The 14163-nt window shown below is 39.4% G+C and carries 9 protein-coding genes and 8 tRNA genes; 4 read left to right on the forward strand and 13 right to left on the reverse strand.

Features of this window, described 5'->3' with window-relative positions; genetic code table 11:
- Positions 1-385 precede the first annotated feature (385 nt).
- Positions 386-1801: a sodium:alanine symporter family protein gene (locus tag H5092_RS19500; RefSeq protein WP_182694390.1), complete on the forward strand. Its 1416-nt coding sequence runs from the start codon at positions 386-388 to the stop codon at positions 1799-1801.
- A 178-nt stretch (positions 1802-1979) separates the two neighbouring features.
- Complete coding sequence (locus H5092_RS19505) at positions 1980-3578, forward strand: BCCT family transporter (RefSeq protein WP_182734740.1); 1599 nt, start codon at positions 1980-1982, stop codon at positions 3576-3578.
- A gap of 458 nt (positions 3579-4036) precedes the next feature.
- On the opposite strand, the gene H5092_RS19510 is transcribed toward H5092_RS19505, so the two are convergent.
- From H5092_RS19510 to H5092_RS19565, 12 genes are all read right to left on the reverse strand, one after another.
- Positions 4037-4123, reverse strand: a tRNA-Leu gene (locus H5092_RS19510).
- 38 nt (positions 4124-4161) lie between these two features.
- Positions 4162-4235: transfer RNA gene (locus tag H5092_RS19515), tRNA-Cys, on the reverse strand.
- 19 nt (positions 4236-4254) lie between these two features.
- A tRNA-Gly gene (locus H5092_RS19520) sits at positions 4255-4330 on the reverse strand.
- 49 nt (positions 4331-4379) lie between these two features.
- Positions 4380-4466 (reverse strand) — tRNA-Leu (locus H5092_RS19525).
- A gap of 39 nt (positions 4467-4505) precedes the next feature.
- Positions 4506-4581: transfer RNA gene (locus H5092_RS19530), tRNA-Gly, on the reverse strand.
- A 64-nt stretch (positions 4582-4645) separates the two neighbouring features.
- Positions 4646-4732 (reverse strand) — tRNA-Leu (locus H5092_RS19535).
- Positions 4733-4769: 37 nt separating this feature from the next.
- A tRNA-Cys gene (locus tag H5092_RS19540) sits at positions 4770-4843 on the reverse strand.
- 31 nt (positions 4844-4874) lie between these two features.
- Positions 4875-4950 (reverse strand) — tRNA-Gly (locus H5092_RS19545).
- A gap of 212 nt (positions 4951-5162) precedes the next feature.
- Complete coding sequence (gene pgsA, locus H5092_RS19550) at positions 5163-5708, reverse strand: CDP-diacylglycerol--glycerol-3-phosphate 3-phosphatidyltransferase (protein WP_182734742.1); 546 nt, start codon at positions 5706-5708, stop codon at positions 5163-5165.
- A 42-nt stretch (positions 5709-5750) separates the two neighbouring features.
- A complete protein-coding gene (uvrC, locus tag H5092_RS19555) occupies positions 5751-7574 on the reverse strand; it encodes an excinuclease ABC subunit UvrC (protein ID WP_039488521.1) in 1824 nt (607 codons plus the stop codon).
- A gap of 9 nt (positions 7575-7583) precedes the next feature.
- Positions 7584-8234: a UvrY/SirA/GacA family response regulator transcription factor gene (gene uvrY, locus H5092_RS19560; protein WP_002963136.1), complete on the reverse strand. Its 651-nt coding sequence runs from the start codon at positions 8232-8234 to the stop codon at positions 7584-7586.
- Positions 8235-8342: 108 nt separating this feature from the next.
- On the reverse strand, positions 8343-9494 hold the full coding sequence (locus tag H5092_RS19565; protein WP_182693064.1) for a dicarboxylate/amino acid:cation symporter: 1152 nt from the start codon (positions 9492-9494) through the stop codon (positions 8343-8345).
- 362 nt (positions 9495-9856) lie between these two features.
- On the opposite strand from H5092_RS19565, the gene cysK reads away from it, so the two are divergent.
- Positions 9857-10825, forward strand: coding sequence for a cysteine synthase A (gene cysK, locus H5092_RS19570; protein WP_002963138.1), 969 nt, complete (start codon positions 9857-9859; stop codon positions 10823-10825).
- 142 nt (positions 10826-10967) lie between these two features.
- Positions 10968-11402 (forward strand): hypothetical protein, encoded by a 435-nt coding sequence (locus tag H5092_RS19575; protein ID WP_002963139.1) that lies wholly within the window; start codon positions 10968-10970, stop codon positions 11400-11402.
- A 343-nt stretch (positions 11403-11745) separates the two neighbouring features.
- Here the strand turns inward: H5092_RS19575 and H5092_RS19580 are convergent, their stop codons facing one another.
- Positions 11746-14022: an acyl-CoA dehydrogenase gene (locus H5092_RS19580; RefSeq protein ID WP_182734744.1), complete on the reverse strand. Its 2277-nt coding sequence runs from the start codon at positions 14020-14022 to the stop codon at positions 11746-11748.
- Positions 14023-14163 lie beyond the last annotated feature (141 nt).

Here is a 14163-nt window from a genome sequence, read left to right on the forward strand (position 1 = left end):
AAAGAACGTTTGAGTCGCTTTAGCGTCTCAAGGGATGCGAATAATACACCCTTTATTTTTCGAGTCAACACTTTGTTTTAAACTTTCTTTTTAGAAGATTTAAAACCGAAGTTTTATTTAACTCTCTGAGTAGTTCGTGCCTTGCTATGCTTCAGCGTTTCCCGTCTCAGTGGGGTCGCATTATAGGGAGCGGCGGATTTTACGCAAGCGTTATTTGCATAAAATAGTAATTAAAATTAAGCCCCAAGCAAGCGCACACGATAAACACAAGTTACCCACAAAACCCTGTTGATAACTCTGTTTTTGAACTTTAAAACTAAACACTTTTATCCTGATGTGATAAGTTGCGGTCACTTTTTTTAACTCATGTATTTAGGCAGTATCCATGACAGACATAATAAATAGTATAAGTGCCCTTCTATGGGGGCAAGTTCTCGTCTACTTATTAATAGCAGCGGGCCTCTTCTTTACTTTTCGACTAGGCTTTATTCAATTTGTGCAATTCCCACATATGTTCAAAGTTATGTTTGGTTCTCGTAAATGTGCCGATAACGAAATTTCATCCTTTCAGGCTTTTTGTACTTCATTAGCAGCTCGTGTCGGTACTGGTAATATGGCAGGTGTTGCTGTTGCCTTATATCTAGGTGGCCCAGGTGCTATTTTCTGGATGTGGCTTATTGCATTAATAGGTATGGCTACAAGTTTTGCCGAGAGTACTTTAGCTCAGGCTTATAAAACAAAAGATGCAGATGGTAATTTTAGAGGTGGCCCTGCTTATTATATGCAAAACGGTTTAGGCAAACGTTGGATGGGAACTTTATTCTCGTTATGTTTAATTTTAGCCTTTGGTTTAGTATTTAACGCAGTACAGTCAAACTCTATTGCTGCAGCATTTGAAGTAGCGTTTGATGTACCTAAGTATATAGTAGGCATTTGCTTGGTTATTGGTTCTGGCATTATTATTTTTGGTGGCCTAAAAACAATTTCTCGCTTTGCTGAAATGGTTGTGCCATTTATGGCATTAGCTTACCTGCTGGTTGCTCTTTATGTATGCGCAATTAACTTTACTGCACTACCTGATGTGCTAGTGCTTATTATAAAAAGTGCTTTTGGTATTGAACAAGCTGGTGCTGGTGCTATTGGATACGGTGTCACACAAGCAATGATCCAAGGTATAAAGCGTGGTTTATTCTCAAACGAAGCTGGTATGGGTAGTGCAGCTAATGCCGCGGCTACTGCGACGCCTTACCCTCCTCACCCAGCATCACAAGGTTATGTGCAAATGTTAGGCGTATTTATTGATACTATTGTTATTTGTACAGCGACTGCTTCTCTTATTTTACTATCGCAGCAATTAGTACCTGAATCTGGTGTTATGGGGATTGAACTTACACAAGCAGCATTACAAGAACATGTCGGCGACTGGGGTACTTACTTTATTGCTATTGCTATATTGTTTTTTGCCTTTACTTCTATTGTGGCCAATTACTCTTACGCTGAAACAAATTTAATGTTTTTAGAGCACAACTCTAATAAAGGTATGTTTATCTTTAGACTTGTTGTTTTAGGTATGGTGATGTTTGGTGCTGTTGGTGAGCTTGGTTTAATTTGGACGCTGGCAGATATATCAATGGGTTTAATGGCCATTGTAAACGTTATAGCGCTATTTATGCTTTCAGGTGTTGTTGTATGGCTTTCAAAAGACTATAACGAACAACGCAAAAAGGGCTTAATACCCACCTTTGACAAAAGTAAGCATCCTAAACTTGCTAAAGAGGTTGACCCAGAGGCTTGGGAATAGAAAATAATCAGCGAGCTACGGCTCGCTTTTTTAGTTCTAAAAATAACAAATACTACGCTTAATCATCTCATTTCTTATAAATAAAAGTTATATTAATTTTAATACTATTTTATATTTAATTACGTAGTACGTAGTACGTAGGATGTATGAATTAAGTTATCTATAAAAAGGAGATCCGATGGATGACATGACAAAAAAATACAGTATAGACACTACTGATTACCAAGTTGGGCAAGATAATGTACAAAAGTGGGGGTTTGATATCCATAACCCAGTATTTGGTATAAGCGCCTTCTTAGTTGTTTTATTTGTAATACTTACCCTAGTTTTTGACCCTACCGTTAGCCGTGATGCACTAACCTCGACTAAAGACGCAATAATTAATCAATTTGATAGTTACTTTATGTTACTAGCCAATGCCTTTGTGATCTTTTGCGTTATTTTAGCATTTTCTCCTTTAGGTAAAATTCGGTTGGGTGGCGTAAAAGCTCGTCCTGAACATGGTTACATGTCATGGCTCTCAATGCTCTTTGCAGCAGGAATGGGGATTGGCTTACTGTTTTGGGGAGTTGCTGAGCCAACTGCATATTATACTGGTTGGTATCATATGCCTATGGGCGTTGAGCCAAACTCACCGCAAGCACACTCTTTAGCTTTGGGTGCAACCATGTACCACTGGGGTTTACATGGATGGGCGATTTACGCTGTTGTTGGATTAAGCTTGGCTTTTTTTGCATTTAATAAAGGCCTTCCTTTATCTATACGTTCGGTTTTTTATCCATTATTTGGTGATCGCGCCTGGGGATGGCTTGGTCATATCATAGATATACTCGCTGTACTGTCTACTTTATTTGGTTTAGCTACATCGCTAGGCCTTGGCGCTCAACAAGCTACCAGCGGGATAAATTACCTGCTAGGCACTGATTACGGGACCGCTTTTCAAATATCTGTTATTGGTTTAGTAACGTGCATTGCAATTTTCTCAGTTATTAGAGGTATTGAGGGGGGTGTTAAAGTACTGAGCAATGTTAATTTAATTTGTGCATTTATTTTATTATTAGCTGTTATTGCCCTTACTTTCTCTGATGCAATTACTGCTATTTGGTTTACCCTTGGGGCGTACGTAGAGCACTTTGTACCTTTGAGTAATCCATTCAATAGACCCGATGAAGATTGGATGCACTCTTGGACTGTGTTTTATTGGGCATGGTGGATATCATGGTCGCCGTTTGTTGGGATGTTTATTGCTCGAGTTTCAAAGGGACGCACTGTACGCGAGTTTTTACTCGTCGTCATTGGCCTACCAACGCTTCTTAGTTTGGTTTGGATGGGCGTGTTCGGAAATATGGCAATTACACAAGTTATAGATAAAGTTGGCCCACTTGGACAAAATGGTTTAACTGATATCTCAGTGACTTTATTTCAAGTATACGAGCAGTTACCTCTTTCTAGTTTTATTTCTATTATTTCTATAGCACTCGTTTTGGTGTTTTTTATAACGTCGTCTGATTCAGGATCGCTTGTAATAGATGGTATAACTGCGGGCGGTAAAATAGATGCACCAGTGCCACAACGTATATTTTGGGCTACAGTCGAAGGCGTGATTGCAGCAGTATTACTCTGGGTTGGTGGCTCGCAAGCATTGCAAGCGCTTCAGTCGGGCGTAGTTACTACAGCTTTACCGTTTTCAATAGTACTTATTTTAATGTGTGTTGCGCTTATCCAAGGCTTGTTGAGCGAGTATCCAATTTACAAAGCTCAGAGTAAACTGCAATAACAATTTATCCTTTATAAGCGATCCTCAAAGGTCGCTTATAAAATCTTCGCAATTCGTATAACTAAGTGCTTAACGCATTCCCTATACTCCCACCTTAAATTTATTTTAGACACCGCACTTCTATTACATTCATTAATGCCACCCCTCGTTAAAACTTAGGTACAGGAGTAATTGCCAAGAAAATTAAATAACCAGCGTTCTGATTTTTGCTTTGTTATAAACAGGTGCTCTTATACCAATTCAGTTAATTAACCAGCTGGGATAAAAGTAGTAACTGTTAAATACAAACAGGCAGCTTTATAAATGTATGATGGTGAAACTCTAAGATATTAAAAAGAAATAGATTTTAAAGGTAAGTAGGTATTAAAAATAAGATTAGAGAATTTAAGTAAGAATAATTTTTGAATGTTTTAAAATTAGAAGCAATTTAGAATTTAATCTGAGGATTTGAATAAAGATGGTGCCCGAGGCCGGACTTGAACCGGCACGACTTGTTAGTCGAGGGATTTTAAATCCCTTGTGTCTACCAATTCCACCACTCGGGCATCGAGTTTGCTAATTAAAGCGTGTGGAGTAAATTATATGGAGGCGGAACCCGGAGTCGAACCGGGGTAAACGGATTTGCAATCCGGTGCATGGCCACTCTGCCATTCCGCCTAAATGTTTCCAAATAATTTGGAGCGGTACACGAGGCTCGAACTCGTGACCTCGACCTTGGCAAGGTCGCGCTCTACCAACTGAGCTAGTACCGCAAAATACTATTTTATCAACTTTAAATTATCTTGGTTAAAAAATTTAAAGTGGTGCCCGAGGCCGGACTTGAACCGGCACGACTTGTTAGTCGAGGGATTTTAAATCCCTTGTGTCTACCAATTCCACCACTCGGGCATCGAGTTTGCTATTTAAAGCAAGTGGATAAAACTAATATGGAGCGGTACACGAGGCTCGAACTCGTGACCTCGACCTTGGCAAGGTCGCGCTCTACCAACTGAGCTAGTACCGCATCATATTAATTCTAAATTAACCATTTTATAAATTACACTTGGTAATGCAATTAAACCACAAAGTGGTGCCCGAGGCCGGACTTGAACCGGCACGACTTGTTAGTCGAGGGATTTTAAATCCCTTGTGTCTACCAATTCCACCACTCGGGCATCGAGTTTGCTAATTAAAGCGTGTGGAGTGTTGAAATGGAGGCGGAACCCGGAGTCGAACCGAGGTAGACGGATTTGCAATCCGGTGCATGGCCACTCTGCCATTCCGCCCCAGTACGGGGTATTAACCTTAAGATAAACTTGGAGCGGTACACGAGGCTTGAACTCGTGACCTCGACCTTGGCAAGGTCGCGCTCTACCAACTGAGCTAGTACCGCATTTTATTTATCAGTTATTTGAATTAGCACATGATGATTTATGTGAACATTCAGGTAACTGATTAATTACCGTTTTGTTTATCTCGGGGGCTATGCCCTCTCAACACGGACGCATTCTACAGAGATTATTAAACGCGTCAATACAAAAAATGCTAGTTTTGAACTGTTTGCTTGTTTTTTATCTAAAACGGTGCGTTATTATACATTTAGAGTTAATTTTTAGTCAATTCACCCCATGCTGCACGTAAATATTGCATCATAGAACTCAAGGTTAAAAAGGTCGCAATGTACAGTAGTCCAAAACTTAAATAGTTCATCCATGTATCATATTGCCAAATCAAACCGATAATGGCTAACATTTGTGCAGCCGTCTTGATTTTACCCATGTTTGATACAGCGACATTACCACGCTTACCCTGCTCTGCCATCCATTCACGAAGTGCAGATATGATAATTTCACGGCTTATTATAATAAGAGCAGGTATTGTCATGAACATTGACTGGTACTGATCAGATAACGCTACAAGTGCGGCACATACCATTACTTTATCAGCAACAGGATCTAAAAAAGCACCAAAAGGGGTTGATTGCTCAAGCTTTCTTGCTAAATAACCGTCTAGTATATCGGTGATTGATGCAAGCCAAAAAATAAAGGCGGCAGCAAAAAAAGCCCAGCTATAAGGCAAATAAAATATCACCAAAAAAACGGGGATAAGAAAAAGTCTAAATGTTGTGAGTGTGTTTGGAATATTCCACATAACTACTTGGATATGTCTTTTTTGCTATATTCGCATGTAGGGCTAGCCCTTGTCATGCAAATGGTTAAATATCTTCTCAGCCATGTCAGGGCTGATCCCAGGAACTTTCTTTAACTGTTCTATATTAGCAGCTTTTACTCCCTGCATGCCCCCTAAATATTTTAATAATGTTTGCCGACGCTTAGAGCCGACTCCATTTATTTCTTCTAGTAGTGATTGCGTACGTTGTTTTTGGCGTTTATTACGATGCCCTGCAATTGCAAAACGATGAGATTCATCACGTATATGCTGTATTAAATGTAGCGCAGGTGCATCTGAATCCATAGGAATGGTTTTTCGACCACCGTCAATTAATAGTGTTTCAAGGCCAGGCTTACGGCTAGTACCTTTAGCGACACCTACTAATAAAGGCATTTTTGTATGTGGCCAGTTAGAAAAGTACTGCTCCGCGCGCCCCAGTTGCCCCTTACCACCATCAATAAAGATAACGTCTGGAATTTTGTCTTCATCTACTAATTTGTTGTAACGCTTATTAAGTGCAAACTCCATTGCAGCATAATCATCACCACCGGTTATACCCGTTACATTATAGCGCCTATACTCTTTTGTATTTGGGCCTTGTGAGTCAAATACAACACAACTTGCAACAGTGTTCTCCCCCATAGTGTGGCTTATATCAAAACACTCCATTCGGGTAATATCATCAAGTCGCAATGTTGCTTTTAATTGTGCATAACGTTTATTAATAGAGTCTTGGGTACTTTGCTTAACTGCAATACTGTTTAATGCATTTTTATTGGCCAGTTGTAAGTATTGAGCACGCTCACCACGGGTAACTACTTTAAGTGTTACTTTGCGCTCACTTATTTGTGTGAGTGCTTCACCGAGTGCCCCGCTCTCTTCTATTTCAAACGGTAATATGATTTCTTTTGCAATACGCCCTGTTGCTCCTGGCGCTAAATAGTACTGTCCTAAAAATGAAGTCAATATTTCTTGTTCACTCGAATCTTTAGGTACTTTTGGAAAATACGTTTTACTACCCAATACTTTGTGATCGCGGATCATTAATAAATGAATACCATTTAAACCATTTAAATGAGCAAAACCAACTACGTCCATTTCAGCAAAATTACCTGATATAGACTGTTGCTCCTGCATTTTACGAAGTAGCATTATTTGGTCGCGAACTTTTGCCGCCAGTTCAAAGTTTAATTGTAGGCTGGCTGCTTCCATTTTTTTTATTAAATCAGCAATAACTTCGTGAGATTTACCCGTTAAAAACTTACGGACATAGTCAACTTGCTCGCTGTAATCATCATCCGTGACTTTATTCACACACGGAGCTGAGCAACGCTTAAGCTGATATTGCAGACACGGGCGACTTCTTGCGCGGTAATAAGCATCTTCACATTGACGAACAGGAAATATTTTTTGCATTAACCGCAAGCTCTCAGATACCGCTCCCGCGCTCGGAAAAGGTCCAAAGTACTCACCTTTAATTTTACGGCTGCCACGATGAAACGCTAAACGAGGGTGTTTATGGCTAGTTAATAAAATATAGGGATACGACTTATCGTCGCGTAATAATATGTTGTAGCGAGGCTGGTATTTTTTTATTAGATTATTTTCAAGCAGCAGCGCTTCTGTTTCAGTATTAGTGAGTGTGACTTCGATGTCACAAATATTACTCACTAAAACGCGTGTTTTGCTATCGGTAATGTTACTTCTAAAGTAACTGCTCACACGCTTTTTTAAATGCTTAGCTTTACCAACATAAATAACTTGGTTGTCACTATCAAGCATGCGGTATACACCCGGCTCACTTGATAGCGTTTTGAGAAAATGTACGTGATCAAATTCAGACATAAATTATAGTTAGTACGAAACGTCTATATCAATCATTTTATGACGAATTGCTAAATGGGTAAGCTCAACATCACCACCTACATTTAGCTTTTCAAACATACGATAGCGATAGCTATTTACTGTTTTTGAACTTAGGTTTAAACGCTCAGCTATATTTTGTGCTTTTTCACCTTTAGTGATCATAAGCATAATTTGCAGTTCGCGTTCAGATAAGCTCTGAAAAGGATTTTCGTCTGTGCGACCTGTCACTTGCGCAAGTGCTATTTGCTGTGCAATTTCAGGAGCAATATAACGCTGACCGGCATGAACACAACGAATGGCACGCACCATTTCGTCAGAGCCAGCACCTTTAGTTAAAAAGCCATGTGCACCAATTTGCATTACTTTACTCGGAAACGGGTCTTCACAGTTAACGGTAAGCACAATAATTTTTACATCAGGGCAGTAACGACAAATCTTTTTAGTCGCTTCTAATCCGCCCATGCCTGGCATATTCATATCCATTAATACTATGTTTGGCGCATGCTGACGACAAAACTGTACAGCCTCTTCGCCAGTTTTAGCTTCACCAATTACTTTAAACCCTCGTACATCATCAAGAATACGCTTTATTCCTGTTCGTACAAGTTCATGGTCATCAACTAAAAGTACATTAATCAATGGAACATCCTCACTTACCTAACAACATGCAATTTAATTAAATTAATTTGCCACAGTAACATACATAAAGCGAAACAATAACTAATATTATTGCCTCGCCCTAATAGTTTAAGATGACGATTTTTCGCTAAATCTGTCAACCCATAACGCAATGATACCATCACCCGTTACATTACACGCAGTACCAAAGCTATCTTGTGCCAAATAAAGTGCAATCATTAATGCAACCGCGCCTTCATTAAACCCAAGCATGCTTGTTAATAGGCCAAGCGCCGACATAACTGCGCCACCTGGAGCACCTGGTGCTGCAATCATCACTACACCTAACATCATAATAAACGGTAGCATACCCATTAATGAAGGGACTTCCATGCTTGGTGATAAAAACATAACAGCCATTGCACAGGTTACTATGGTGATAGTTGAGCCAGATAAGTGAATAGTCGCGCAAAGTGGCACTGTAAAGTTAGCTACATCTTCTTTAACGTTATTTGCCTTACTTGATTGAAGCGATACTGGAATCGTTGCTGCGCTTGACATAGTACCTAACGCTGTAAAGTAAGCTGGTAGCATATTTTTAACTAATTCGATTGGATTACGTTTTAATAGTATACCTGTCGCTATATATAAAACGCTTAACCATAACCAGTGCATAACAAGCGCTGCAATTAGTACTACGCCAAATGTTTGCAGTGTATCTACCACAGTACCCGCTACCGTCATTTCGGCAAATACACCTGCAATGTAAAATGGTAAAGCAGGGATAATTACTTTTGATAATAATCCGTCAATCACATCACGGCCCTGATCAGACACCTTTTTAAGCGTATCAAGCTCTAATTGGCTCATGCCTATACCAAATACAAAAGCAGTTACTAATGCGGTCATTACCCCCATCAAAGGTGGAATTTCTAAATCAATAAAGCTGCCAATTTCTGTAGCAACTTCTGCCTCGAATGTAATACCACCGCTTAAAAAAGGGATAACAGCACTTACTAATAAAAATGCAAGCGTACCTGCAATAATTGTAGAGCTATAAGCAAACCCGACTGTTTTACCAAGTAAGTGACCAGACCCTTTTGGTAGGCCTGCAATACCTGATGCAATAAAAAATAATATAATAAGTGGAATGGTAAAGGAGATAATTTGACCAATCAGCTCTTTTACTGTGAATAAAAGTTCAACACCAGTTATAGGTACATATAGTCCAACTAGGATACCGGCCACAATACCGGCAATTAATTTTAAGATTAATTTCATTGTGATTGCTTAATTGAATTTAGATACGTGTTTTTATCATGTTTTAGACGCATTGTGTGATAAAACTATTCAAGTTACATTCATATGCACAAATATTAAACAAACACAGCTTAATTCAATACTCTTTTGAACATTTTTTGACTAAACGAAGTTTTACTCTTTAAATTTTAAATTAAGCCCGCACCTATAATAACTAAAGCACCGCTAATAATTGATTTTTATTTCGACTGGTTATAAGCCCAATAGATATATGTTATAGCCAAACTTTACTTTAGTTTTTTTAAACTCACAGTAAAGTGTGTTTATATAGTTAGTAGCAAAGGCTATTAACACGTTGATCAGATTGCATCCAAAGGAACATTATGTCTACTATTTTTGAAGATAACTCACTAAGCATCGGTAATACACCGCTGGTAAAACTTAACCGTGTTACAGGTGGGAATGTATACGCTAAAGTTGAATCTCGTAATCCAAGCTTTAGTATCAAATGCCGCATTGGTGCATCGATGATTTGGGAAGCTGAAAAGTCAGGTCAGCTTGTTGAAGGTAAAGAACTTATTGAACCAACATCGGGGAACACCGGTATTGCACTTGCATTTGTTGCAGCAGCACGTGGTTACAAGTTAACGCTTACTATGCCAAACACCATGAGCCTAGAACGTCGCAAGCTATTAAAAGCATTAGGTGCAAATCTAGTACTTACCGACGGTGCAAAAGGTATGAATGGCGCAATTGAAAAAGCAAAAGAAATTCAAGCAACAGCACCTGATAAGTATATTTTATTACAACAATTCGAAAACCCTGCAAACCCAAAAATTCACTTTGAAACAACAGGCCCTGAAATTTATGATGCGCTTGATGGCAAAGTAGACTTTTTTGTAGCCGGTGTAGGTACTGGTGGTACTATTACAGGTGTTAGCCGTTACCTTAAAACAGAAAAAGGTCTAAACGTTAAGTCTATTGCTGTTGAGCCAACTAACTCTCCAGTTATTAGCCAAACGCTTGCCGGTGAAGAAATTAAACCAGGTCCTCATAAAATCCAAGGTATTGGTGCTGGCTTCATTCCTGGCAACTTAGATATGGACTTAATTGATGGCGCAGAGCTTGTATCTAACGAAGACGCAATTGCAATGGCGCATCAGTTAATGAAAAAAGAAGGTATTTTAGTAGGTATTTCGTCAGGTGCAGCGGTTGTTGCAGCTAAGCGAATTGCTGAAAAGCCTGAAAACGCAGATAAAAATATTGTTGTTATCCTACCTAGTGCAACTGAGCGCTACTTATCAAGCCCAATGTTTGATGAAGAGTTTAGTGAACAAGAACTAGTACAATAAGTAATTTTAAGATTTTTAGAAGGATGCTTTAGGCATCCTTTTTTATTATTTATTATCCAATTTTCTATTTATTGCCTGCCATACCTTTACATCTGCATAGATAAACCACACACTTTAAAAAAACTAATTAATAATAATTAATATGAAAAAAATCACGAGTTTATTAAGTTTGGTCATCTGTTTATTTTTATCAGCCTGTGGTGACGATACCAAAACACTTGGCGACACTCCTGGCGATACAGCAACCGCTTATTTTGATGCGCTTTATAACCAGCAAGACCTTCAAAAAGCCAGCACCATGGCAACCCCCAACCTTACACGTATAATGAAATCCTACGGCACCGCTAAACAGTTTTCCCGTAACTTAGTAAATATGCAATACGATGAAGTCACCATTGAAGTTGATATGACCAATATGAGCGTCCGTGAACAATACGGCGATAACGCTAAAATAAACCTTATTTTTACCGGCTATTTAAATGGTGATAAAATTGACGAAATGCGCAGTGTAAAAATGCTTCGTAAAAAGGGAAAATGGTATATAGATAAAATTGTTGCCGACCCTTACGCTCGTTAAAAATAAATGAATTAAACATAAAAAAGGCCTTACATTCGTAAGGCCTTTTTCGTTTTAGCAGGGCGTGTTGATCTTTGTGGATTGAAATTTGTTCAATCTAGGGGCGATTTAATCGCGGCGCGAGGTTTGTAACCTAGTGGGCTAAGTAAAAACCGAGCAACAAAGAGTTAATCGTCCCTAGAAAGAACCCAAAGGGCAGCGCATGTTTGGCATTTATGCTGCGTTATCGCCTATTTATGGGGAATAACCACACTACATAGGCTCTGCCTTGCCTAAAAACCAAACAGCCTGCTGCAAATTCAACCACGAAAGGTCAAAACGCCCTAGTATTTAAAGTAGTGCGCTACAGCTCACCTGGTTGAAAATTATCAACTGCAATGGCTTTCTTACGTAGCTTATTAGCATGATGCATTGCATCAGCATCCGTTTGCTCTAACAACTTATTTTCAAGCGCATAATTTATAGCACCTTCAATATCAAGCGTTGCAGGCACACTGCCCTTACGCTGCCATTGTTTTAAGTCTTTAAACTGCGCTTGCATATCATGCATAGCTAAAAATGCGCTTTCCATGACCCCTGTACCTGCATTTTCATCTACATAACATAAATGCGTTAAGCGGTTTCTAAATACACCAGGTTGAGTCATACGCTCGCAAATACTTTGTGCTATTTCATCACTTGGTCTGTGGTAATGGTTTCCAAGCGGGAACACTATACGTTTAAGGATAAAATTCACAACCGGATTTGAAAAGTTTTTAAAGAAGCCATTAAACGCTTGGCCAATTTCAAATAATGAGTTCTCAATTGCATATTTTACAAATGGTAAATCAGCTTGTTGGCGCCCTTCATCTTCATAACGTTTTAAAACAGTTGATGCTAAGTACAAATGACTTAATACATCACCCAAACGCGCTGATATCATTTCTTTACGTTTGAGCTCACCGCCAAGCATTAACATTGCAACGTCTGTACAAATAGCTAAGCCTCGGCTCATTCTACTCAGTTGTTTATAATAAATAGCCGTTTCACCACCTACAGGCGCTTTAGCAAAGTAGCTACGTGTTAAGCCATGCACAAATGCCATACCTGCATTACTTGCTGCAAATATTATATGGTTCATTAATAAACCATCAAATTGTTCAAGTGCTGCGTCGTCATCTTCCATTGCAGCGGCTTCCATTTCTTTTAAAACAAATGGGTGGCAGCGCGTTGCACCTTGACCAAATATCATTAAATTACGCGTTAGAATATTCGCGCCTTCAACTGTAATTGATACTGGAATCCCCATATAGCCATGCGCCAAATAGTTATTAGGCCCTACTTGAATTCCTTTACCTGAATGAATATCCATTGCATCATTCATTATCGTACGACCCATTTCAGTCATATGGTATTTAGCAATCGCTGTTACAACCGATGGGCTTAATTTTAAATCAATCGCACCTGCGGTCATTAATCTGCACGACTCAAGTGTGTAAGTTAAACCACCAATACGCGCAAGTGCCTCTTGCACGCCTTCAAATTGCCCTATAGATACACCAAACTGCTGGCGTACCATGGCATATGCCGATGTCATTTTTGAAGCTAAATGCCCAGTTGCTGCACTTAATGCTGGTAGTGATATTCCACGCCCTGCACTTAAACATTCAACAAGCATTCTCCAGCCACGCCCTGCACACTCTTGACCACCAATGATCCAGTCCAGTGGTATAAATACATCTTTACCGTAAGTGGTACCATTCATAAAGGCCATATTAAGGGGATAATGACGCTCACCCGTTTCAACACCCGGATGATCGGTTGGTATAAGCGCACACGTTATACCTAGCTCTTTTTTATCACCTAATAAAGCGTCTGGATCATACATTTTAAATGCTAAGCCGAGTACAGTAGCCACTGGTGCAAGCGTAATGTAACGTTTTGACCAATTTAAACGCAGGCCCATTACTTGCTCGCCATTGTGCTCACCCATACACACAACGCCTGAATCAGGAATGCTGCCAGCATCAGAGCCCGCCTCTGGGCCCGTTAATGCAAAACAAGGAACATCTGTACCATTAGCTAAACTTGGCAGCCAACGATCTTGCTGCTCTTTAGTACCATAGTGAAGAAGTAACTCACCTGGACCTAAGCTATTAGGCACCATAACAGTGACTGCGGCTGTTAAGCTTTTAGTCGAAATTTTTGACACTATCGTTGAATTAGCAATTGCCGAGAACTCACGACCGCCAAATTTTTCAGGAATGATCAGCGCAAAAAAACCTTCTGTTTTTAGGTAATCCCACACTTCTTTTGGTAAGTCTTTGTCTTTTTGTACAATTTGATAATCATCAAGCATCGCCAATAAGGTTTCTACTTGGTTAGCCATAAATGCGTTTTCTTTATCGCTAAGCTCTGGTTTAGGAAAGCGGTGCAGTTTTTGCCAATCTGGGTTACCACTAAATAACTCACCATCCCACCAAACATCACCTGCTTCCATCGCCTCTCGCTCTGTTTGCGATAATGGCGGAAGCACCTTTTTGAACATTTTAAACGTAGGACGACTAATCAAATTTAGGCGAATATCTTTAACCGCAAAAATAACCACCACCACGACCAGCAATATTATAAATATTAACATGCGCACATTCCTTACACATTGAATGAAAATAGTAACTTAATTATGACCCATCTTAATTTAAATACAATCATTGCACGACGAGTCGTGAGCCTTAACGCATCCATTTTATTGTTTTAAACATCACTGCTATTATCAACGTTT

Source organism: Pseudoalteromonas sp. SR41-7 (assembly GCF_014163935.1).
Taxonomy (GTDB): domain Bacteria; phylum Pseudomonadota; class Gammaproteobacteria; order Enterobacterales; family Alteromonadaceae; genus Pseudoalteromonas; species Pseudoalteromonas distincta.

Bases quoted from the DNA above. Each gene is read 5' to 3' on its own strand.
- H5092_RS19500 (WP_182694390.1), top strand. From the start codon at position 386: ATGACAGACATAATAAATAGTATAAGTGCCCTTCTATGGGGGCAAGTT.
- H5092_RS19505 (WP_182734740.1), top strand. From the start codon at position 1,980: ATGGATGACATGACAAAAAAATACAGTATAGACACTACTGATTACCAA.
- pgsA (WP_182734742.1), bottom strand. From the start codon at position 5,708: ATGTGGAATATTCCAAACACACTCACAACATTTAGACTTTTTCTTATC.
- uvrC (WP_039488521.1), bottom strand. From the start codon at position 7,574: ATGTCTGAATTTGATCACGTACATTTTCTCAAAACGCTATCAAGTGAG.
- H5092_RS19565 (WP_182693064.1), bottom strand. From the start codon at position 9,494: ATGAAATTAATCTTAAAATTAATTGCCGGTATTGTGGCCGGTATCCTA.
- cysK (WP_002963138.1), top strand. From the start codon at position 9,857: ATGTCTACTATTTTTGAAGATAACTCACTAAGCATCGGTAATACACCG.
- H5092_RS19575 (WP_002963139.1), top strand. From the start codon at position 10,968: ATGAAAAAAATCACGAGTTTATTAAGTTTGGTCATCTGTTTATTTTTA.
- H5092_RS19580 (WP_182734744.1), bottom strand. From the start codon at position 14,022: ATGTTAATATTTATAATATTGCTGGTCGTGGTGGTGGTTATTTTTGCG.